Consider the following 19309-nt stretch of genomic DNA (forward strand, 5'->3'; position numbering starts at 1 on the left):
CAAGACTGCCGTGAGCGCCTGAGCGGGCCGTCAGTTGCAGACGACCCAACGGTTGCCGTCACGGGTCAGGGCCCAGGTCGAGACTCGCTCGCCCGCTCCGCCACCGGTGATCGTCACGTCGGCCCGAGCGCGATCGCCGTTGACCGCGACCCCGTCCACACCCTTCAGCTCGACCGTCCCGTCGACGCCGGCCATCGGACCGTTGCTCGAATTGAAGCTCGCGCAGGTCAGGGTCTTGATCGTCTCCGCGTCATTCCGATTCTCGGCATCGACGTAGTCGGTGACGGAGCGGCTCACGCGGTCCGACTCGGTGACGTTCTCCTCGGCCGGCGAGATCCACGATGCGACGAAGATTCCACCCAGGATCAAGGCGACGATGGCGACAGCCAAGAGGAACGGCCCCGCAGACGCCTTCTTGCCATCGATGTTGTCGGATTCGCGCAGCTCGTCACTCATAACGCCAATAGTCCCCCACAACTAGAAATTGTGGCCCGTCAAGGATCAGGCCCCTACCCCGGATACCCGAGACAACAGGAGAATGGGAGGAAAGAATAGGTTTACCCACAACCGATCGAGTGAGAGTGTGGATCCGTTCGGCCGCAACCGAGGCACTGTGCTTAGGTTCGGCTAAATTGGATACTTGTCGATATGTTGTCCGAACTTCGAAGAAGGTAGCTGTCCTCACGATGACTGACTCCAACCGCCCACTCCGGGTCGCGATCGTCGGCGCCGGCCCCGCCGGCATCTACGCCGCCGACGCCCTCATGAAATCCGACACCGCAGTTTCCGGCCGCGGCGTCAGCATCGACCTCTTCGAGCGCATGCCCGCGCCCTTCGGCCTGATTCGTTACGGCGTCGCGCCCGATCATCCGCGCATCAAGGGCATCATCACCGCCCTGCACAAGGTGCTCGACAAGCCTCAGGTACGCCTGCTCGGCAACATCGACTACGGCACCGACATCACCCTCGACGACCTGCAGTCGTTCTACGACGCGGTCATCTTCTCCACCGGCGCCAACGCCGACCGTGCGCTCGGCATCCCGGGCATCGAACTCGACGGCAGCTACGGCGCGGCCGACTTCGTCTCCTGGTACGACGGCCACCCCGACGTACCGCGTACGTGGCCGCTCGAAGCCGAGAAGGTCGCCGTCCTCGGCGTCGGCAACGTTGCCCTCGACATCGCCCGCGTTCTCGCCAAGACCGGCGACGAACTGCTGCCGACCGAGATCCCCGCCAACGTCTACGAGGGCCTCAAGAACAACAAGGCCGTCGAGGTTCACGTCTTCGGACGCCGCGGCCCGGCCCAGGCCAAGTTCACCCCTCTCGAACTGCGCGAACTCGACCACTCGCCGACCATCGAGGTCATCGTCGACCCCGAGGACATCGACTACGACGAGGGTTCCGAGCAGGCTCGCCGCAACTCCAAGCAGGTCGACATGGTTGCGAATACGCTGCAGGACTGGGCAATTCGCGACGTCGGAGCCCGTCCTCACAAGCTGTTCCTGCACTTCTTCGAATCTCCCACGGAGATCCTCGGTGAAGACGGCAAAGTCGTCGGCCTGCGCACCGAGCGCACTCAGCTCGACGGCACCGGCAACGTCAAGGGCACCGGCACGTACAAGGACTGGGATGTCCAGGCCGTGTACCGCGCCGTCGGTTACCTCTCGCAGAACATCACGCAGTTGCCGTTCGACGACCAGGCCGGCACCGTCCCCAACGACGCCGGACGCGTCGTCGCCGACGACAACGCCGAGGGCGCAGCCCGGTTCATGCCGGCCACCTACGTCACCGGCTGGATCAAGCGCGGCCCCGTCGGCCTCATCGGCCACACCAAGGGTGACGCCAACGAAACCGTCGCGAATCTTCTCGAGGACTCCGTCGACTTCGCGGGCGCCGCGAACCCCGACGAGAACGCCGTCATCGAGTTCCTCGAAGGCAAGCAGGTTCCGTACACGACCTGGCAGGGCTGGTACCGCCTCGACGCGCACGAGCGCAGCCTGGGCGAGCCCGAGGGCCGTGAGCGCATCAAGGTCGTCGAGCGTCACGACATGCTGAAGGCATCCGAGCCCGACCGCGCGAACTGAGTGCGCGGAAGTAACTGAACAGAAGCCCTCCACCGGCCCGACGCGACCCAGGTCACATCGGGCCGGTGGTGTGTGCAGGGACCCAGGGCAACAGGGCAAAATAGACCCCGTGTTTGACGCCCATGTGCATATCATCGACCCGCGCTTCCCGCTGGTCGAGAATCACGGGTACCTGCCTGAGCCCTTCACCGTGGCCGATTACCGGGCCCGGATTGCCTCGCTGAAGGGCCTCAGCGTTGACGGCGGCGCGGTGGTGACCGCGTCGTACCAGGGCAATGACCAGGAATACCTGAAAGCTGCCTTGTCCGAACTCGGTGAAGGCTGGGTGGGCGTCACTGCTTTGCCGCTCGATGCGACGGATGAAGACATCGTTGCTCTGGACGCACTGGGAGTACGTGCCGTCCGGTTCAACCTGCGCCGCGGCGCCACCGACCTGCGTCTGCTCGCCGATCTCGCCAACCGCGCTTTCGATCTGGTCGGCTGGCACGCCGAGTTCTACGTCGATGCCACGCTGTTGCTGTCGTTGGAACCGGTCTTCGCCAAATTGCCCGCGGTGAGCATCGACCATTTGGGAATGTCCACCCGCGGACTGCCGTATCTCCTCAACCTCGTCGACCGCGGAGTGCGCGTCAAAGCCACCGGGTTCGGCCGCACCACCATCTCCGACGTCAGCGATGTGCTGCGCCAGATCCACGCGGTCAATCCCGCTGCGCTGATGTTCGGCACCGATCTACCCGGCACACGGGCACGTCGAGCGTTCGAGGTCCACGACCTGGACGTGATCGCCGACGCTGTCGGCGACGACCTGCCCGCGGTCATGTGCGACAACGCCCGCTCCTGGTACCGCTGCGCTCAGGTGAACGCAACGGCTCCCAGCCACAGCCCCGCCGCGATCAGCGCTCCGAACAGTTCCACCAGCATGGACAATCCGACTGCCTTCACCGCGTGAAGCGTCGACGACCAAGCGATGTCGTAACGGCGCAGCCGCGCTAGTTCCGCGAAATACGTTCCGACGATGAATCCCAGGAACAAGCCCACGACCGGAATCACGAAGAACCCGATGATGCCGACGACGCCGCCGACCACCACCGACAGGTTGGGCACTCCCCCGGACTTCATCCGCTTGCCCGGCCACGTGTACTTCACGATCCCGGTGACCACCAGTGCCAGCGCGGACAGCGCGAACACCGTCCACGCCGTGGCACCACCGGTCATGATCGCCCACACCAGAATTGCACCGAAAACGAGAAGCGTCCCCGGGAGAATCGGAACGACGACACCGATCAGACCGACCAGGATGACCAGCCCGACGAGGACCTCGGCCGCTGGACTCATCCGACGGGACGCACCTTCGACGCAGCCTCGCGAGCACGGTCGCGTGCAGTAGGCACATCGGCGGCCGTCGACACTGCAACACCCATGCGACGACGCGTGAAGCTCTCCGGCTTGCCGAAGAGCCGCAGGTCCGTCTCGGGAACCGCGAGCGCCTCGGCGACGCCGTCGAATCCGATCCCCTTTGCCTCCACTCCGCCGTAGATCACTGCCGATGCTCCCGGAGACGTGAGCGTCGTGTCGACCGGCAAGCCCAGGATCGCGCGGGCATGCAGTTCGAACTCCGAAAGTCGCTGCGTCCGCAGAGTCACCAATCCGGTGTCGTGCGGCCGTGGGCTCACTTCGGAGAAGAAGACGTCGTCGCCCTTCACGAATAGCTCGACGCCGAAGATGCCTCGCCCGCCCAGAGCCGTGGTCACCTTCTCGGCGACGTCTCGGGCCGAGGCGAGGGCAACGGCGGACATCTGCTGCGGCTGCCACGATTCGATGTAGTCTCCGGCCTCCTGCAGGTGCCCGATCGGTTCGCAGAACGACGTCTCGACCTGACCGCTCTCACCGACGGCTCGAACTGTCAATTGCGTTATCTCGTAATCGAAATCGACAAAGCCTTCGACGATCACCCGGCCGTGATTCACACGACCTCCGGCCATCGCGTAATCCCATGCGGCGTCGAGATCTTCGGCGGATCGAACCGTCGACTGTCCCTTCCCCGACGAGGACATGACTGGCTTGATGACGCACGGGAAACCGATTCGGTCTGTCGCTGCCTGCACTTCGGCAAGCGAGTCCGCGAAAGCGTACGGCGAAGTGGGCAGGCCCAACTCCTCGGCCGCGAGCCGACGGATTCCCTCACGGTTCATCGTGAGCTGGGTGGCTCGGGCGGTCGGAATGACCACCGCACCCCCGCGTTCTTCGACGAGTGCAAGCGCATCCGTCGCGATGGCCTCGATCTCGGGAACCACGAAGTGAGGCTTTTCCAACTCGATGACGGCAAGCAGTGCTTCCGGATCGGTCATGTCGACGGTATGAGCACGATGAGCCACCTGGTGCCCAGGGGCATCGGGATACCGATCCACCGCAATCACTTCGACGCCCAGACGCTGCAGCGCGATGACAACTTCCTTGCCCAACTCGCCTGATCCCAACATCATCACGCGGATGGAGTTCTCGGTCAGTGGGGTTCCGAATCGGAGCGGAAGCGTCGGCAGGGGCGAAGGCGTCGAATCAAGCTGCATGGGTGCGACTATATGCCAATCCCGATGCAGGTCAGCGCGGTTATCGGCCGTCCACCACACCTTCGCGGCCAAATCCTCGCCGGATCGTTCGGGGTAGCGCAGGTTTGCGATAGGTGCGGGTGGCAGTGTCCGGCTCGGAATTCCGTTGCGGCACGGTGTCGTTGCCGACGCGGTGCACTTTCACGAGGTTGCGCCCAGCACGCTTGGCGTCGTACAGAGCCTCGTCTGCGACGCTCATGAGGGTCGACAGCGCCGGCGTCGCATGATCGACCCACGCGACGCCGACGCTGACGGTGCTCGTCACATCTGATTCGGCCGAGTACTCGACTTGCGCGCCGCGGACCGCCTCGGCGACATCGATTGCTCGCGCGTAGCTGCAGTCCGGAAGCAGAACGGCGAACTCCTCGCCGCCGAGCCTTCCGATCAGATCGCCGTCCGACAATCGGTCAGCGGCCCGCTCGGCGAAGTTCGCGAGAACGCTGTCACCGGTCATATGTCCATGCGTGTCGTTGATGCTCTTGAAGTGGTCCAGGTCGAGCATCAGCAGGCCGACCGGAGATTGTGTGCGAGCCGCGTCGGCAAGTTCCGCTTCCGCGTGGCCGAGGAACGCACCACGCGAGAGGACCCCGGTCAGATGGTCGAATTCGACGGCAAGGAAGAGCTCACGCTCGGCAGCACGGCGTTCCTCGGTCGCACAGGCAACCGCTATCGGCCCCAACGCGATCAGCGTGACCGCTATGGATGTGATGACGTCCTCGTTCCACGTCGAGGCGGCTTGATCTCCGATGTCGAGTCGACCGCTACCCGCCATCATGAGTGACCACACCGACCAGACCACTGAAACGAAGGCAGTGCTCGGAACCGAGATGCGAGTGGCACACCAGAGGAGAGCTGGAATCGGCAAGACCAGCGCAATCGGCCCTTCGATACTGAGGGCGATGGGCACGCAGGCTGCAGTGGCGAGTAGCGGAACGCTCAGAGCGGCGACAGTTCTGGCGGTCAGTTTCCTGCGGAACTCGGCAAGGCTCGACGGGATGGTGAGAGTGAGAATGAGAGGAAGGACCAGCAGGTACGCCATGACCTCGGTGGCACCCCAGTGGAAAAACGTGTCGGCAAAGGACTGACCGCGTAAGAGCCGGTCCAAGGCGCCGGCCGTGGCCGCGGTACCAGTCGCCGCGACGAACGAAACGAAGACCATCCATACCAGCGACTGCGAATCGACCAATCGGAACGGTGTGCGCTTCAAGTAGTACAGAACGAGAACACCGAGCGTCACTCCGGCGAGGTTGGCCCCGTTCAGCTGCAGGGCAAGCGACAGCGAGTTGCCCGTAATCAGGTCAGCGCAGACGTATCCGACGGCCGCGGCGATCCACGTCCGCCATTCGATCAGGACCGGCCATCTGACCATCATTCCCAGCAGAATGGCGTTGGCGCACCAGAAAGTCGCGAGCAAACCTGGTGGGCGCGTGAGGATGCCGATCAACGATGCCGCAAGTACGACGGCCAGCACTAGGAGAAGGCGCAGAAAGCGACTCGTCCCTACCATGCGTCACCTCGCGGTCGGCTACCTCTGAATTCGGGAGCACCGGACGTCGCGGTGACCGTATGCCGATGTCGTCGAACCATCGTACGCAGGTGCTGCCACTCGCAGTTCTGTGTTCACATGCCAAAACGGCAGCTGCGACCATCTCCGCAAACGCGAGTGCCCTCCGGCCACCACAGTGGACAGAGGGCACCTGCATGCAATCCGATCGGCAGAGCCGAATGGACCTGCCGGAAGGGATGACTACTCGGCGGATCCGCTGGACAGACCCGAGAGTGAACCGGTGGACGAGCCCTCGCCCTTGCCGGACAGCGATTCGGTGGGAACGGACTTGAGGAAAGCTCCGAGCGCGGTGAGCAGGGGTCCGAGGGTGCTGAGTGATCCGAACATAGGAGGTTCTCCTGTATGTGAGGTGATGTGATGTTCCAGCGCCATTCCGGCCGCAGGCGGTGGCCGAGATGGTTCGGGAACTTCTGCCGCACGGATGGCTGAACCGCCCCCCGAACAACATCCCGAGCTGTGATGTAGCGCACTTACTTGGCGCTGCCTGCATTTATAGACCGGCTTTCCACACTTGTCTAGCTACCTAATAGCTATCAATGTGGACTTTCGGTCGCACCTTTACGGATAATTGCAGTTCAAAGGGCAAATTCACCCTCTAGAATGTCCCATAATGTGATTTAGCTCACAGTGAAAAGCCGAAAAGTGTGACCCGCAGACAACTGCGAGCCACACTTTCGGACAAACTGGACTTACTTATCGGCCGCCGATCCCGTCCCAGGGGTGAGAGAGCCACCACCGAGTGCCGTGAACAGGTCCTTGAGCACCGGAAGAACGTCTTGACGACGCCGCTGAAGTCTTCGAATGAACCCATGTCGGGCCTCCTTTTGTCGGAATGCAGTTGAGATGAAGTGAGGACCGAGAACTACTCGGCGGCCGAACCGGCCGAACCCGAGCCGTCTGCCGATCCCGCGTTCAACTTGGTCACGAATGCAAGAACGCTCTTGAGGAAGGCGTCGAGATTCTGAATCGAGGTCATGCGACTACTCCTGTGTTGTTTCGGAAGATTTCTCGAGGTCGAACGTCAGGAGTTCGAGCTCGCGGTGTCCAGCCCCTGAAGGGTTTTGAGCATGTTGACCAGGGGCAGAAGCTGGAGAATGCCCCAGCCCATACCGTTGGCCTTGAGGAGGTTTCCGAGGGATCCCATATGTGACTCCTTGCATGAATATCTATGACGCGGCGCACGTTTTGTTCGCTCCACGTCTTTGTCGCCAAGCTAAATACGTACGTCCAGTTTGTTTCTGTCCAAGCGAAAACGTGACACATTGGATGAATATGTAAACCTGCAGTTCAGGTGCTGTGACCTGAATCCAATCTCGAATTCGAGCGTGTTCGAGATCACAGTCAATTAGGACAAAAGGATGCAATCGTCAGAGTCGGTGCCAACCTCGACCGCGATCTGTCATACCGTGTGCGTGTGATCAATCGCGAACGAGCGGCAACCGAGGCAACTCACCGGGAACCGTCGTGCTAGCAAAACTCCTCAAGACGTACCTGCCGCCGTACCGCTGGTTGCTTGCCGGGGTCCTCGCACTGCAACTCTTCGGGGCCATCGCGTCGTTGGTCCTCCCCACACTCAACGCGCGGATCATCGACGACGGCGTCGCCCGAGGCGACACCGGATTCATCATGTCCACCGGCGGGATCATGCTCCTGGTCTCGCTTGCGTCGATCATCGCGTCGGTCGCATCGACCTATCTGGCTGCAAAATCGTCGATGGGCTTCGGCCACGACGTTCGAGGCGCCTTTTACAAGGCAGTCGGCAGTTTCTCGGATCGCGAATTCAACAGTTTCGGTGCGCCGACGCTGATCACACGCAACACCAACGACGTCCTGCAGATCCAGGCCCTGGTCATGCTGACGTCCTCGATGCTCGTCAGCGCCCCACTTATGTGCATCGGCGGCATCATCATGGCTCTGCGCGAGAACCTGCAGATGTCCTGGCTCCTGACGATTTCGGTACCACTGCTCGGCATCACCGTCTCGGTCGTGGTGGCCAAGCTGATCCCGCATTTCCGGACGATGCAGACGCGGATCGACAACATCAATCGATCACTGCGCGAACAGCTCACCGGTATGCGTGTCATTCGCGCCTTCGTTCGCGAACCCGACGAAACGATCCGCTTCGACAAGGCCAACAAGGAACTGACCGACACTTCGCTCCTCATCGGCCGGTACCAGGCGGTTCTGCTGCCCACCGTCATGTTGATCGCCAACCTGTCGAGCGTGGCGGTCCTATGGTTCGGCGCGCATCTGGTCGACACCGGGGACATGCAGATCGGACAGATCAGCGCCTTCCTCGCCTACGTCATGCAGATCCTGATGTCGGTGGTCATGGCGACCATGTTGGCCGTCGTGATCCCCCGCGCCGCCGTGTGCGCCGACCGCATCACCGAAGTACTCGACACCGAGGCGACCGTGCCCGCGCCGGCCCAGCCCCTTCGCCCGACCAGCCCATACGGCGTGGTCGAGTTCGGTGGAGCCGGATTCACGTATCCAGGAGCAGAAACGCCGGTTCTGTCGAATGTTTCGATGCGATGCATGCCAGGCACGGTCACCGCGATCGTCGGCAGTACGGGCAGTGGCAAATCGACCCTCGTCTCACTCATCCCCCGGCTCTTCGACGTCACAGCCGGCGCCGTCCTGGTCGACGGCTTGGACGTCCGTGGCTGGGATCAGGACGAACTCTTCGCCAACTTCGGATACGTGCCCCAGAAGGCCTATCTGTTCGCCGGCACGATCGCGAGCAATATCCGCTACGGAAACCCGACCGCCACCGACGACGACATCTGGGCAGCCCTCACCATCGCCCAGGCAGACGACTTCGTCCGGGAGCTGTCCGACGGTCTCGAGTCACCGATCGCCCAGGGCGGCGGCAATCTCTCGGGCGGACAAAAACAACGTCTCGCCATCGCCAGAGCGGTGGTCCGCAGACCCCGGATCTTCGTCTTCGACGATTCGTTCTCCGCTCTCGACATGCATACGGACGCCGCCGTCCGACGCGAACTCCGGACGGTTTCGACTCATTCGACGGTCATCATCGTGGCTCAGCGCGTCGCATCCATCATCGATGCCGACCAGATCATGGTCCTCGAAGACGGTGCGCCGGTCGGCCTCGGCGACCATCAGTTCCTTCTGGCCAACTGTCCGACGTACCAAGAGATCGTGGCTTCCCAGATTCCCGCGGAGATGAGCGCATGACCAGCCCGCAGGACCCGACATGGGGCGGCCCCAACAGCCAGTACTTCGACGATGCCCCGACGGTGGTGTTCGCCAAGATTCCGAGCGAACCTGAATCCGCGGACGGGGATGCGAAGTCGAGTAACCCCGAGACCCCCGACAAAGAGCCGAAGCCCGCGCTGACCGCGACGGACACCAAACCTCGCCACTTCAAGGCGACGATGAAGCGGCTTCTCTCGCTTCTGCAGCCGCACAAGTTTGCGGTCTTCTGTGTCGTCGTTGCGACGATCGCCAGCATCGCACTCTCCGTCGCAGTGCCGAAGATCCTCGGTCACGCGACAGACCTCATCTTCGCCGGGTTCATCGGCAAGAGCCTGCCCGCCGGACTGACCCGCGAGCAGGCCGCAGACGCCATCCGGGCATCAGGGAATTCGACGTTCGCCGATCTTGTCGCCAACTCGACCGACGTCGTTCCCGGTGTGGGTCTGAACTTCGACGCCATCGGCAAGGTCGTCATGCTCGCGATCGGCGTGTACTTGCTCTCGTCGCTGCTTGCCTGGTTGGAAGCATTCCTCCTCAACATCATCGTCCAGAAGACCATCTACAACCTGCGTGCCTCGGTGGAGGCGAAGCTTCACCGTCTCCCCCTTCCGTATTTCGACAAGACGCCGCGTGGCGAGATCCTCAGCCGCGTCACCAACGACATCGACAACATCTCGTCGACGCTGTCGTCGACGTTGACCTCGCTCCTGACGTCGGTGCTCACCGTCCTCGGCGTCCTGACGATGATGTTCGTCATCTCTCCGATGCTCGCCCTGATCGCGCTGATCGCGGTGCCGGTGTCGGTGCTCCTCGTTGCCAGGGTCGCCAAGCGAGCACAGGTGTTGTACAAGGCTCAGTGGACCGAGACGGGCAAGATCAACGCGCAGATCGAGGAGAACTACAGCGGTCGCGACCTGGTACGCGTGTACGGGCATCAGGCCGAAGCCGAGCGTGAATTCGCCGAGCAGAACAAGAAGCTCCTCGACGCGTCCTTCGGCGCACAGTTCCTCTCCAGCCTGATCATGCCGGTCATGAACTTCGTCGGAAACATCACCTACGTGCTGCTCGCTGTGGTCGGCGCTCTCAAGGTCGCCAGCGGCAACATGTCACTCGGTGACGTTCAGGCCTTCATCGTCTATTCGCGCCAGTTCAGCCAGCCACTGACGCAGATCGCGTCCATGTCGACCAGCCTGCAGTCCGGAGCCGCGTCGGCGGAGCGGGTCTTCGAGCTTCTCGACGAACCCGAGCAGTCGCCCGACATCGACGTGCCGCTTCTCCCCGAGCCCGCCGGACGTCATCGCAACGTCGGTCACATCGAGTTCGAGAACGTCTCGTTCCGGTACGAGCCGGACAAGCCGTTGATCGAGAACGTGTACCTCACGGCCCGGCCCGGGCAGATGGTCGCCATCGTCGGGCCCACCGGTGCCGGCAAGACCACCTTGGTCAACCTGCTCATGCGCTTCTACGAAGTCGACTCCGGCCGAATCACTCTCGACGACGTCGACATCTCGCAGATGCGCCGCTCCGACTTGCGCAAGCACGTCGGCATGGTTCTGCAGGACACCTGGCTCTTCGGCGGCACGATCCGCGACAACATCGCATACGGCCGACTCGACGCCAGCGAATACGAGATTCACGAAGCCGCACGCGCTGCCTTCGTCGACCGCTTCATCCACACCCTCCCGGACGGGTACGACACCGTGCTGGACGAGGAGGCGTCGAACATCAGCTCCGGCGAGAAGCAGCTCATCACGATCGCTCGTGCATTCCTGTCGGAGCCGTCGCTGCTGATTCTCGACGAGGCGACGAGCTCGGTCGACACACGTACGGAACAGCTTGTGCAGCAAGCAATGTCCGCGTTGCGCGTCGGGCGGACCAGCTTCATCATCGCGCACCGGCTCTCCACCATCCGTAACGCCGATCTGATCGTCGTGATGGAGGCGGGCAAGATCGTCGAGCAGGGCACACACGACGAACTCATCGCAGCGGCGGGCGCGTACTTCCGTCTCTACAACGCTCAGTTCGAGGGTGCCGCCGTCTAGTGATCGGCGCCTCCCCTGGCGGACACAGTGCCCCGGAGCACACCTGATCGATTCGACACGTTACCGTCGGGTCAGAAGTGTTGTCACCGTCTGAATTGGGAGTGCGTGTGTCTGCAGAAGCTGTGGAGAAGAAGGGCCCGCTCGCGGGCATTCGGATCGTGGAATTCGCTGGATTGGGACCGGGCCCGCACGCCGCGACACTGTTGGCGGACATGGGCGCCGACATCGTCATCGTGCAGCGCGCAGGGCAGATTCCGCAGGACTCGAACGCAACCGACCAGATCAAGCGCGGCCGCCGCATCGTCGAGGCCAACCTGAAGGACCCGGCCGACGTCGCGAAAGTGCTCGATCTCCTGGGCCGCGCCGACGTCCTCATCGAGGGTTTCCGTCCCGGCGTCATGGAACGCATGGGACTCGGACCCGACGTGGTCTCGGAGCGCAATCCGCGCCTCGTCTACGCCCGTATGACGGGCTGGGGACAGGAAGGACCGCTCGCCAACGCCGCCGGTCACGACATCAACTACATCTCACTGACCGGTGTCCTCAACGCCATCGGACGCAAGGGTGAACGTCCCGTCCCGCCGCTCAACATGGTCGGCGATTTCGGCGGCGGTTCCATGTTCCTGATCTTCGGCATTCTGTCGGCTCTCGTCGAGCGCTCGACGTCCGGTAAGGGCCAGGTCGTCGACGCGGCAATGGTCGACGGAACCCTCGCGCTCTCCCACATGATGTGGGCATTCCGCGGTCGCGGCGTCTGGTCCGACGAGCGCGGCGTCAATCTCCTCGACACCGGCGCTCCGTTCTACGACACCTACGAGACCTCCGACGGCAAGTACATGGCCGTCGGATCCATCGAACCGCAGTTCTACGCATTGCTGCTCGAGGGCCTCGAACTCGATCCCGCGACGCTCCCTCACCAGATGGACACGTCCAAGTGGGACGACATGAAGAAGCTCTTCACCGAAAAGTTCCTGTCCAAGACTCGCGACGAGTGGGCCAAGATCTTCCTCGGCACCGACGCCTGCGTCTCCCCTGTCCTGACTTTCGCCGAGGCTCCGTCCAACGAACACATCGCGGCTCGCGGTTCGCTCATCGAACTGGACGGCGTCACCCAGCATGCTCCCGCACCGCGCTTCTCGCGCACGCCCACCACGACGCCTGCTGTGCCGGCGCGTGAGGCGACGGATATCGATACGGTCTGGACCTAGGGCCTTCGGCCCCATGCGCCTTTTTGGTAGTTACTGCAACCAAAAAGGCGCACGGGGCGTCAGCCCAACCTGTAGAACCTGAACATCTCGTGCTCGATCGGCAGCACGTCCACCCGCTCGAAACCTGCCGCCTTGGCATAGCTTTCGAGTGTCGAGTGCCTCATCACCGTCCCGGTGGCAATGCTTCCCGGATGCGAAAGACTGTCCGGTAAGCAGCAGGTCAGCGAAAATCCGTACAGCAATTGCTCGATCGGACCCGCCTCGGGATCGAACTCATCCGCCGTTCGTTCGTCCATCACGATCACCGGAGCGCCCGGCTGGGCAATCGCCCGAGCCGTGGACAGAAAACCCACCGGATCCGGAACGTCGTGAAGGCACTCGAAAGCGAAGACGGCGTCGTAGGTCCCGGCATCGGCTCGCCCGGCCTCAGGAGCCTGTCCGGCGACGTCGACCAACGAGAAATGCACGCGGTCGTCCACCCCCCGATCATGAGCGTTACGACGGGCAGCGTTCACCGACGCCGCGTCGACGTCGAAGCCGTGCACTTCGATCTTCGGGTATCCGAGGGCGAGCGCGATCGACGACCAGCCCTCCCCCATCCCGAGATCAGCGACCTGCCCGCCGTCCGAAAGTGTGGCGTGCAGGTCGGTGACTACCGGCAGAAACTGCTGACAGAGCTGATGGAGATACATCGACCGATTCAGTAGCGCCTGACCCTCGCGAGCATCGGGGCCCATCGATTCCCACGTGACTCCCCCACCGTGACGATAAGCGTCGAGTAGACGTGGCATCGACGACGACGTCGCGACGAACAGCCTGGCCAGCGGCGCCAGGAAAAGAAGGTTCTCGTCGTCGACCAGAACATCGGCGTGGGCCTGCGGCAGGCTGTACCGGCGATCGGCATCCGAATTGACGTCCACATAACCGGCGACGGCCTGCTGCTCGAGCCACTCCCGCGCATATCTTTCGACGGTCCCTGTCCGGTCCGCCAGCTCCGTCGACGTGAGCGGGCCGTGATCGCTCAGCGCGCGGTACCAGCCCAACCGGTCGCCCAGATACACGGCCTGCAGCTCCGATGCCCCGAGCGTGGCCGCGAACAATCGTTCTGCGAGCGCTTCCGCCGCACTGGTTCCCGCTGCGCCTGTACCGTCTACCGCCGTCATGCCCTACCTCCTGGTTTCACACCACTTTCAGGGTGTGTACCCAGTTCTCAGACGACGACCATTCGTTGGTCTGCCGTGTCGCGATCCGTCGCGAGAGTGTCGTACGCAGCGGCGATGGACGCAACGCCGCGAATGAGGTCCTCGGGAGAACGTGCGTACGGCACGCGGATGAATCGTTCGAACGCACCTTCGACGCCGAAACGGGGGCCGGCAGCAAGGAGTACGCCGAAGTTGGGTGCCACCGCCGCCAACGCCGTCGAGACGGGCGCGGACATTCGCATCCAGACCGACATTCCGCCGGAACCGATGGTGGGACGCCAGTCCGGCAGATGCTCGGCCACCGCACCGAGGAGTACCGCACGCTGTTCTCGCAGAACTTCGCGACGCTGTTCGAGCAACGAGCGGTCGTCGGCGAGCAAGTAGGCGGCTGCCAACTGATCCATGACGGGAGTACCGAGGTCGACCGCGGCACGCGCCCCCACCAACTGGGTGATGAGCGCGCCATCGGCGCGAATCCAACCGACACGTAGCCCGCCCCACAGCGACTTCGCGGTCGAACCGAGCGTCACCACTTCGGTTTTCGCTGCGCCTCGCCCATGTGAGGCGACCGGCGCCGGCGGTGGTGCGTCGAGCCACAGATCCACCATCGTCTCGTCGACGACCAGAGTCATTCGCGTTTCGTGCGCAATCTTCGCAAGCTCGGCGCGGCCGGAAGAGTCCATGCAGAGGCCGGTCGGGTTGTGAAAGTCGGGGATCAGGTATGCCATTCTGGCAGCGGTTTGCCTTGCTGCACTACGAATCCCGTCGAGATCCCAGGCTCCGGCTGCCGCGAACTCCGGTCGGACCGGAACCGGTACGGGCCGAGCGCCGTTTCGCCGAATCGCTTCCAGCGCATTGGGGTACGTCGGATGATCGACCAGCACTCGCTCGCCGGGTGAGGTGAGCACCGACAGCAACAATCGAAGCGCGTGCTGCGCACCCGAGGTCACCATGATCTGTTCGGCGGTGGTGGGAAGACCCCGCGCCGTGTAGCGCTGCGCGATCACGTCACGCAAGTCGGCGATCCCGACCGGTTCCATCCCGTGAGTGGGAAGGAAGTTCGGAAGTTCCTGCAGCGCAGACGCATACGCCAGTTCGACCTGAGCGGCGGGAGCTGCCATCGCCGCGTAACTGAGGTCGACGACGGGTCCACTCGGCCCGGGTTGATGGGAGCGGAACATCAACCCGTTCGGCCGCGCGCCGGCAGGCAATGCCACGGTGCTTCGCGACCCCTGCCTGCTGATCAGGTACCCCTCGTCTCGCAGCACCGAGTACGACGACGTGATCGTGGTTCGACTGAGTTCGAGTACCGCCGCAAGTTCACGCTCACTCGGCAGTGCGACTCCCAGCGGAACGCGACCGTCGTGCACGAGCAGGCGGATACCGTCGGCAAGCGCACGGTACGCGGGCCTGCGTCCGGACTCTTCCTGCCAGGATCCCAGATCGCGAGCAAGCGAACGGGCACCGAGAACTCGAGTCATCATGCAGTCCAGTATCGACAACTTGGCTATGTAACTCAATACCAGTCGAGTTGATCATATGTCCATGACTACCTTCGCAACCCTGATCGGCATCGGACTCTTCGTGGCACTCGTCTACTTCTTCGCGCCCGCCGAAGGTGAAGGTACATACATTCGTTTGGAGCAGTTTCGCCTGGCAGCACCCCTCGGCGGCATCTTCCACGACAAGACTTCAGACCGCGAGAACGACGCTGTCAGACCCCCGTGCGATTGTGATCAGGGGGAAGAATTCACTGATCTCAGTCCAGTTGGGTAAAACTGGACTCTTTTCGCACTCAGAAAGTCTCCAGAGAGGGTTCCCATGCCGGCTTCCAAAAAGATTCTCTATATCGATCTCGACAACACCTTGGTCAACTTCCAGTCGGGCATCGATCGCCTGACCCACAGCGTCCGAGAGAAGTACCAGAACGACCTCGACGAAGCGCCGCACATCTTCTCTCGCATGGATCCTCTCGACGGCGCTATCGACGCCTACCACCAACTGGCACAGCAGTTCGACACCTACATCCTCTCGACAGCGCCGTGGAAGAACGCCACAGCCTGGCACGACAAGGTTCTGTGGGTCCAAGAGCACCTCGGAATGGAGGAAGGCAGCGTCGCATACAAACGTCTGATCCTCTCGCACCACAAACACCTCAATCGTGGCGACTACCTCGTCGACGACCGCGGAGCAAACGGAGCAGATCGATTCGAGGGCGAGTGGATCAAGTTCGGCAGCACCAAGTTTCCCGACTGGAAGACCGTCACCGCACACTTGTCGAAGCTGGCTTGAAACACGAAATCCCCGCTCATGCTTGCATGAGCGGGGATTTCGAGGGAACAAACTAGCGGACGATCTCGCGCCGGACGATCGTTTCGTCGCGGCCGGGGCCGACACCGATGCAGGAGATGAACGCACCCGAAAGCTCTTCGAGCCTAAGCACGTAGTTCTGCGCATTCTGCGGCAGTTCCTCGAAGGTGCGAGCCTCCGAGATGTCTTCCCACCAGCCGGGCATCTCTTCGTAGATGGGCTTGGCGTGGTGAATGTCGCTCTGTGACATCGGCATTTCGTCGTGGCGGACACCGTCCACCTCGTACGCGACACAGATCGGCACGGTGTCGAGGCTGCTCAGCACGTCCAGCTTGGTGAGGAAGTAGTCGGTGATGCCGTTGACGCGCGTCGCGTAACGCGCGATGACAGCGTCGAACCATCCCGTACGACGAGCGCGTCCGGTGGTGACACCGACCTCGCCGCCCTGCTTCGCCAGGTATGCGCCGTGATCGTCGAACAGCTCCGTCGGGAACGGACCGGAACCGACACGCGTCGTGTACGCCTTCAGGATGCCGAGCACTGTGGTGATCTTGGTGGGACCGATTCCCGAACCGACCGCCGCACCACCCGAAGTGGGGTTGGACGAGGTCACGTACGGGTACGTGCCGTGGTCGACGTCCAGCAGAGTGCCCTGCGAACCTTCGAGCAGAACGGTCTCGCCGCGCTCGAGGGCGAGGTTGAGTTCCAGGCGCGTGTCCGAGATGCGGTGCTTGAAACCCTCGGCCTGCGTCAGTACCTCTTCGACGACCTGCTGCGGGTCGAGTGCCTTGCGGTTGTAGATCTTGACCAGCACCTGGTTCTTGAATTCGAGTGCTGCTTCGACCTTCTGGGTCAGGATCTTCTCGTCAAGGACGTCCGCGGCACGGACACCGACACGGGCGATCTTGTCCTGGTAGCACGGGCCGATACCGCGGCCGGTCGTGCCGATCTTCTTCGCTCCCAGGAAGCGTTCGGTGACCTTGTCGATGGCCACGTGGTACGGCATGATCAGGTGCGCATCAGCAGAAAGCAGCAGGCGGGACGTGTCCACGCCGCGCTCTTCCAGGCCTGCCAATTCGGTCAACAACACACCCGGGTCGACGACGACACCGTTACCGATGACGTTGTTGACGGCGGGGGTGAGGATTCCGGACGGGATGAGGTGCAGTGCGAACTTGTCACCGTTCGGCAGAACCACGGTGTGTCCGGCGTTGTTACCGCCCTGGTATCGCACGACCCACTGAAGCTGCTCGCCCAGTAGATCTGTAGCTTTGCCCTTACCTTCGTCGCCCCACTGGGCGCCGATCAGGACGATTGCCGGCATGACGTTGTCTCCTACGGTCGACGTGCAGCAGTTGTCCCGCCGCATTGGTACTGCCTGGCTTCCGCGCACATGATGCAGCGCCGAACTGTTGCAGTGACCGAAGGAGCAGTCTAGCCCAGAGCACCAGACCAGACCTGACGGTCCAGAATTTGGCCGGTGACCATCACGATTGCGAGTCGACACAGAGACTCGCACTAAGATCGTCGGCAGTGATTCGGACGGCCATTTCGGGGAAGGGTGGCGAGGTCCCACTACCCGAGAAGAAGTCTTGATCGAGCTAGGAGTGGCTTTGACCCCTGTGGTGCTCAAATGTGGCGATTCGCCGGTTCCACTCCCCCTGGGTGAACTCACGTCGTTCACTGTCCCCGAGCTTCCGGAGAAACAAGACTTCGACGAGGCACTGTCCCAACTGCAGGTCGTGACGGAGCCGCGCTTGATCGTCGTGGGCAACGACGGCGCGTTTGCCGCGGCATTGACGCGGTTGATGCGATTGGAGCGACTCAACGTCGAACTCGCCTACGTCACCGAGAACAGGTCCGACGCAACCGATGCGTACAAACTCGCGACCGGTGCACGAGCTGCGCGCACGGCCTTGAAAGGCACAGTTCACACCGTGCCGCTCATTCGCGACGACGCTGGAATCGCGCTGGTAGGCGCAGCAACTGTCACGGGTCCGGCGGATGCAGACGAACTGATCGGCGAGGCCTACGTCGACGACAACAAGCTGTTCTCCGGCACAGTCCCCGGCATCCGGATAGTGCCGAGCCCCAAGCTCCCCGGGATCAAGGCATCAGTCGACCGCAAGAGCCGCTGGAGCGGGCGACGCTGGCTGGAAGGCCGAGCCATTCAACTGGGCTCGCCGGCAGCGCGACTGGTTCGCGACGGGGTGGCCAACCCACGCGATCTGAAGCGTTCGACCTTCTACCGGCACGACAAGACTTGGTTGTTGGTCAGGTGAGAACCGGAGCAGCACGGTCGGCGGTTCGGCCGAGCCCTGTCTTCCTCGGCGTAGTTGCGATCACTGTCATCGCCGGAATCGTCGCTTGGAACTCGACGTGGGGTTCCATCGCGGGCCGCGCGGGTGTTTTTGTCCTCGTGGTTGCCGGCTGGGTGGTCACGCTCTGCTTGCACGAATTCGCGCATGCCTATCTGGCGTGGCGTCATGGAGACACCGACGTCGAGGCTCGTGGCTACCTGACGCTCAACCCGCTCAAGTACAGCCATCCGATGCTCTCGATCGGTCTGCCGGTGCTGTTCATCGCATTGGGCGGCATCGGGCTTCCCGGCGGCGCCGTGTACCTGCGCACCGGGATGTTCCCGCCCAAGGTGCAGGCCCGAATATCGCTCGCCGGTCCGTTCACGAATGCCGTCGCCGCCGTGATCCTCCTCGTCGTCATACGTACGTACGGCTCATCGGCCGAGCATCTGACGTTCTGGGCCGGCCTCAGTTTCCTGGCTTTCTTGCAGGTCATGGCAACAGTTTTGAACCTGCTCCCAGTCCCGGGTCTGGACGGTTACAACGCGCTGGAGCCCTACCTCGCACCCAATACACGGCACCAACTCGACCAGTTCAAGCCGTACGGACTGCTCCTGCTGGTTGCGCTCCTGTTCGTCCCACAGATCAATGTCGTCTTCTTCGACGCGATCTACTGGATCTTCGAATTGAGCGGTGTGTCCGACTACTACGCCATGCTCGGTAACGCCCTCATGCGTTTTTGGACGTGATCGAGTGCGCTGGAGGAGACTC

At 62.7% G+C, this 19309-nt stretch carries 18 protein-coding genes; 9 read left to right on the plus strand and 9 right to left on the minus strand.

The annotated features are described in order from the left end of the window. Positions 1 to 30 precede the first annotated feature (30 nt). Positions 31 to 456 carry an Rv0361 family membrane protein gene (locus tag ABIE52_RS14485; RefSeq protein ID WP_007726820.1) on the minus strand — a complete coding sequence of 142 codons (426 nt, stop codon included), beginning with the start codon at positions 454 to 456 and terminating at the stop codon, positions 31 to 33. A 230-nt stretch (positions 457 to 686) separates the two neighbouring features. On the opposite strand from ABIE52_RS14485, the gene ABIE52_RS14490 reads away from it, so the two are divergent. After that, positions 687 to 2084 carry an FAD-dependent oxidoreductase gene (locus ABIE52_RS14490; protein WP_003944405.1) on the plus strand — a complete coding sequence of 466 codons (1398 nt, stop codon included), beginning with the start codon at positions 687 to 689 and terminating at the stop codon, positions 2082 to 2084. A gap of 109 nt (positions 2085 to 2193) precedes the next feature. Then, positions 2194 to 3033, plus strand: a complete 840-nt coding sequence (locus ABIE52_RS14495) for an amidohydrolase family protein (protein WP_223304639.1) — start codon at positions 2194 to 2196, stop codon at positions 3031 to 3033. Here the strand turns inward: ABIE52_RS14495 and ABIE52_RS14500 are convergent. From ABIE52_RS14500 to ABIE52_RS14520, 5 genes are all read right to left on the minus strand, one after another. After that, on the minus strand, positions 2937 to 3419 hold the full coding sequence (locus tag ABIE52_RS14500; RefSeq protein WP_042924222.1) for a DUF456 domain-containing protein: 483 nt from the start codon (positions 3417 to 3419) through the stop codon (positions 2937 to 2939). The two genes, ABIE52_RS14495 and ABIE52_RS14500, sit on opposite strands and share 97 nt — an antisense overlap. Further along, positions 3416 to 4651, minus strand: coding sequence for a formate-dependent phosphoribosylglycinamide formyltransferase (gene purT / locus ABIE52_RS14505; RefSeq protein ID WP_003944342.1), 1236 nt, complete (start codon positions 4649 to 4651; stop codon positions 3416 to 3418). The genes ABIE52_RS14500 and purT overlap by 4 nt, the downstream gene beginning before the upstream one ends. Before the next feature lie 40 nt (positions 4652 to 4691). Then, positions 4692 to 6197: a GGDEF domain-containing protein gene (locus ABIE52_RS14510; RefSeq protein ID WP_231783042.1), complete on the minus strand. Its 1506-nt coding sequence runs from the start codon at positions 6195 to 6197 to the stop codon at positions 4692 to 4694. Between the two features lie 240 nt (positions 6198 to 6437). Beyond that, the gene (locus ABIE52_RS14515; RefSeq protein WP_007726811.1) at positions 6438 to 6584 is read right to left on the minus strand and encodes a hypothetical protein; all 147 of its coding nucleotides are present in this window, start codon (positions 6582 to 6584) and stop codon (positions 6438 to 6440) included. A gap of 694 nt (positions 6585 to 7278) precedes the next feature. Then, positions 7279 to 7401 (minus strand): hypothetical protein, encoded by a 123-nt coding sequence (locus ABIE52_RS14520; RefSeq protein WP_003944443.1) that lies wholly within the window; start codon positions 7399 to 7401, stop codon positions 7279 to 7281. A gap of 320 nt (positions 7402 to 7721) precedes the next feature. On the opposite strand from ABIE52_RS14520, the gene ABIE52_RS14525 reads away from it, so the two are divergent. The 3 genes from ABIE52_RS14525 (at position 7722) to ABIE52_RS14535 (ending at position 12726) form a co-directional block, all read left to right on the plus strand. Then, positions 7722 to 9455 (plus strand): ABC transporter ATP-binding protein, encoded by a 1734-nt coding sequence (locus ABIE52_RS14525; protein ID WP_007726810.1) that lies wholly within the window; start codon positions 7722 to 7724, stop codon positions 9453 to 9455. Then, positions 9452 to 11518 carry an ABC transporter ATP-binding protein gene (locus ABIE52_RS14530; protein ID WP_003944426.1) on the plus strand — a complete coding sequence of 689 codons (2067 nt, stop codon included), beginning with the start codon at positions 9452 to 9454 and terminating at the stop codon, positions 11516 to 11518. Before ABIE52_RS14525 ends, ABIE52_RS14530 begins: the two co-directional genes overlap by 4 nt. Before the next feature lie 107 nt (positions 11519 to 11625). Beyond that, the gene (locus ABIE52_RS14535; RefSeq protein ID WP_064688898.1) at positions 11626 to 12726 is read left to right on the plus strand and encodes a CaiB/BaiF CoA transferase family protein; all 1101 of its coding nucleotides are present in this window, start codon (positions 11626 to 11628) and stop codon (positions 12724 to 12726) included. Between the two features lie 59 nt (positions 12727 to 12785). Here ABIE52_RS14535 and ABIE52_RS14540 read toward each other — a convergent pair whose 3' ends face one another. Beyond that, a complete protein-coding gene (locus ABIE52_RS14540) occupies positions 12786 to 13889 on the minus strand; it encodes a class I SAM-dependent methyltransferase (protein ID WP_192712074.1) in 1104 nt (367 codons plus the stop codon). Between the two features lie 47 nt (positions 13890 to 13936). Next, the gene (gene yczR / locus ABIE52_RS14545) at positions 13937 to 15412 is read right to left on the minus strand and encodes a MocR-like transcription factor YczR (RefSeq protein ID WP_054827550.1); all 1476 of its coding nucleotides are present in this window, start codon (positions 15410 to 15412) and stop codon (positions 13937 to 13939) included. Positions 15413 to 15473: 61 nt separating this feature from the next. On the opposite strand from yczR, the gene ABIE52_RS14550 reads away from it, so the two are divergent. Together ABIE52_RS14550 and ABIE52_RS14555 are read left to right on the plus strand one after the other, a co-directional pair. After that, positions 15474 to 15704: a hypothetical protein gene (locus ABIE52_RS14550; RefSeq protein WP_042924212.1), complete on the plus strand. Its 231-nt coding sequence runs from the start codon at positions 15474 to 15476 to the stop codon at positions 15702 to 15704. 45 nt (positions 15705 to 15749) lie between these two features. Next, a complete protein-coding gene (locus tag ABIE52_RS14555; RefSeq protein ID WP_042924209.1) occupies positions 15750 to 16220 on the plus strand; it encodes a 5' nucleotidase, NT5C type in 471 nt (156 codons plus the stop codon). A gap of 52 nt (positions 16221 to 16272) precedes the next feature. On the opposite strand, the gene ABIE52_RS14560 is transcribed toward ABIE52_RS14555, so the two are convergent. Beyond that, the gene (locus tag ABIE52_RS14560; protein ID WP_003944351.1) at positions 16273 to 17562 is read right to left on the minus strand and encodes an adenylosuccinate synthase; all 1290 of its coding nucleotides are present in this window, start codon (positions 17560 to 17562) and stop codon (positions 16273 to 16275) included. 283 nt (positions 17563 to 17845) lie between these two features. On the opposite strand from ABIE52_RS14560, the gene ABIE52_RS14565 reads away from it, so the two are divergent. Further along, the gene (locus tag ABIE52_RS14565; RefSeq protein WP_080961056.1) at positions 17846 to 18520 is read left to right on the plus strand and encodes a hypothetical protein; all 675 of its coding nucleotides are present in this window, start codon (positions 17846 to 17848) and stop codon (positions 18518 to 18520) included. Further along, a complete protein-coding gene (locus ABIE52_RS14570) occupies positions 18517 to 19287 on the plus strand; it encodes a site-2 protease family protein (RefSeq protein ID WP_003944319.1) in 771 nt (256 codons plus the stop codon). The genes ABIE52_RS14565 and ABIE52_RS14570 overlap by 4 nt, the downstream gene beginning before the upstream one ends. Positions 19288 to 19309: the final 22 nt, after the last annotated feature.

This window comes from Rhodococcus sp. OAS809, assembly GCF_040546695.1.
GTDB classification, from domain to species: Bacteria; Actinomycetota; Actinomycetes; order Mycobacteriales; family Mycobacteriaceae; genus Rhodococcus_F; species Rhodococcus_F qingshengii.

Bases quoted from the DNA above. Each gene is read 5' to 3' on its own strand.
- ABIE52_RS14500 (WP_042924222.1), bottom strand. From the start codon at position 3,419: ATGAGTCCAGCGGCCGAGGTCCTCGTCGGGCTGGTCATCCTGGTCGGT.
- yczR (WP_054827550.1), bottom strand. From the start codon at position 15,412: ATGATGACTCGAGTTCTCGGTGCCCGTTCGCTTGCTCGCGATCTGGGA.
- ABIE52_RS14515 (WP_007726811.1), bottom strand. From the start codon at position 6,584: ATGTTCGGATCACTCAGCACCCTCGGACCCCTGCTCACCGCGCTCGGA.
- ABIE52_RS14490 (WP_003944405.1), top strand. From the start codon at position 687: ATGACTGACTCCAACCGCCCACTCCGGGTCGCGATCGTCGGCGCCGGC.
- ABIE52_RS14485 (WP_007726820.1), bottom strand. From the start codon at position 456: ATGAGTGACGAGCTGCGCGAATCCGACAACATCGATGGCAAGAAGGCG.
- ABIE52_RS14530 (WP_003944426.1), top strand. From the start codon at position 9,452: ATGACCAGCCCGCAGGACCCGACATGGGGCGGCCCCAACAGCCAGTAC.
- ABIE52_RS14560 (WP_003944351.1), bottom strand. From the start codon at position 17,562: ATGCCGGCAATCGTCCTGATCGGCGCCCAGTGGGGCGACGAAGGTAAG.
- ABIE52_RS14555 (WP_042924209.1), top strand. From the start codon at position 15,750: ATGCCGGCTTCCAAAAAGATTCTCTATATCGATCTCGACAACACCTTG.
- ABIE52_RS14540 (WP_192712074.1), bottom strand. From the start codon at position 13,889: ATGACGGCGGTAGACGGTACAGGCGCAGCGGGAACCAGTGCGGCGGAA.
- ABIE52_RS14510 (WP_231783042.1), bottom strand. From the start codon at position 6,197: ATGGTAGGGACGAGTCGCTTTCTGCGCCTTCTCCTAGTGCTGGCCGTC.
- purT (WP_003944342.1), bottom strand. From the start codon at position 4,651: ATGCAGCTTGATTCGACGCCTTCGCCCCTGCCGACGCTTCCGCTCCGA.
- ABIE52_RS14550 (WP_042924212.1), top strand. From the start codon at position 15,474: ATGACTACCTTCGCAACCCTGATCGGCATCGGACTCTTCGTGGCACTC.
- ABIE52_RS14520 (WP_003944443.1), bottom strand. From the start codon at position 7,401: ATGGGATCCCTCGGAAACCTCCTCAAGGCCAACGGTATGGGCTGGGGC.